Source organism: Streptomyces malaysiensis subsp. samsunensis, from assembly GCF_024519315.1.
Classification (GTDB): domain Bacteria; phylum Actinomycetota; class Actinomycetes; order Streptomycetales; family Streptomycetaceae; genus Streptomyces; species Streptomyces malaysiensis.
This window is the reverse complement of record NZ_JANIIC010000200.1, coordinates 1-1,766: the sequence shown is the minus strand read 5'-3', so window position 1 is coordinate 1,766 and position 1,766 is coordinate 1. Positions and strand designations below refer to the sequence as shown.

General features: G+C 72.6%; 1 protein-coding gene. It reads right to left on the bottom strand.

Features of this window, described 5'->3' with window-relative positions; genetic code table 11:
• Nucleotides 1-1,766, bottom strand: a 1,766-nt coding sequence (locus NQU54_RS48445; RefSeq protein ID WP_257636635.1) for a SpnB-like Rossmann fold domain-containing protein, incomplete at both ends; no start/stop codon positions are given.

Here is a 1,766-nt window from a genome sequence, read left to right as displayed (position 1 = left end):
CCCCAACAGAGCGTTCTCAGCGTCGGGATACATACCGAGCAAAACCAGAACATCACGGAAGTTCAGCCCCACCGCACGCACCTCGATACGCACCTCCTGCGCACCCAACAAACGGGGCACCGCATCCGAGACGGGGTCCGAGGGAACGGGGGTCCAAACCAGGTCCTCGAGCGTTCCGTTCCGGGCGGAGGTGAGGTGCCAGGGGCCGGTGTGCCGCGCGTCGGTCGACTCGTCGGGCTCATCGGTCTCGTCGGTCTCGTCCCGGACGAGCTGCGGCGCGAGGATCTCCTCGCCCCGGATGGCGAGTTGGGGTTCCCCGGAGGCCAGAGCCCGCCGTACCACATCGGGCGTCGTGCCCCGCGGGTCCAGATCGAGCAGCGCGAGACGGCCGGGGTGTTCGGTCTGCGCGGACCGCACCAGCCCCCAGACCGGGGAGGCGGCCAGGCCCGCCATGGGCTCGTCACCTTCGACGGCGACCGCGCCCTGGGTCACGAGGACCAGCCGGGATGCGCTGAAGTGGGCCGAGGCGAGCCAGCGCTGGACAAGCTCCAAGGCGTGCCGGGCGGTGTGTTCGACGACTGCCGGGAGCGAGTCGCCACCTGGCGCGGACACCTCGGCCAGGACCTGGTCGGGTACCGGCTGTTCACCGGCGGCCAGGCGGCCCTCCAGCGCCGCGAGGTCGCGGCAGTCGGCCAGTGCCGGATCGGGCTCGGGCAGGCTTTCGGTGGCCTCGCCGAGCACCGCGACGCGGGGCGCTGCCCCGACCTCCGGCCCAGTCCCTGGTCCGGAGCCGGTCACCGGGCTCCAGGCCACCCGGTACAGGGAGCCACCTGTCCCCGAGGGCGCGGGGAAGGTCGCCTCGGTGACCGGGCGGGTCACCAATGACCGGGCGGAGAGAACCGGCAGACCGGCGGCGTCCGTGACCAGCACCGACAGCGCACCCTCGGCCGATGCCACCGGTGTGAGGCGTACCCGCAGCTTCGTCGCACCGGTGGCGTGCAAAGTGACACCACTCCACAGGAACGGCAGCCGCACGGCGCCCGGACCAGCGTCGTCCGAACCCGCGTCGTCCGAACCCGCCGCCCACGCGTGCAACGCCGCGTCCAGCAACGCCGGATGCACGCCGAACCCCGCGGTGTCCGAGTCCGCCACGTCCGGCAGCGTCACCTCGGCGAACAACGCGCCGTCACCGTCCCGCCATACGGTCTCCAGGCCGCGGAATACCGGCCCGTAGCCCAGACCCTCGTCACTCAGCCGCTCGTACAGCCCTGCCGTCTCCACCGGCCGCGCCCCCGCCGGTGGCCAACTGCCGAGGCCCGCCGGCTCACCGGACACACCGGCGGTCAGGGTCGCTCGCGCATGCCGCGTCCAGGCGTGGGGCGGCGCGTCCTGGGCGCGGGCGTGGACGCTGATCTCGCGGTTGCCTTCGTGATCGGGCGCGGCCACCAGGACCTGCACATGGGTCGTCCCGGTCGTGGTCAGGACCAGCGGGGTTTCGAGGGTCAGCTCGGTCACATGGTCGCAGCCGACCGTGTCGGCGGCGTGCAGCGCCATGTCCAGGAACGCCGTGCCGGGTACGACGACGCGGCCGAGTACGGAGTGGTCGGCCAGCCAGGGATGGTCGCGGAGCGACAGCCGTCCGGTGAACAGGAATCCGTCCGAGCCGGGCAGCGGTACGCCGCTGCCGAGCAGGGCGTGCCCGGTGGCCGACATGCCGTGCGCGGTGGTGGCGCTTCCGGCGCCGCCGTGTTGCTGAATCCAGAAGC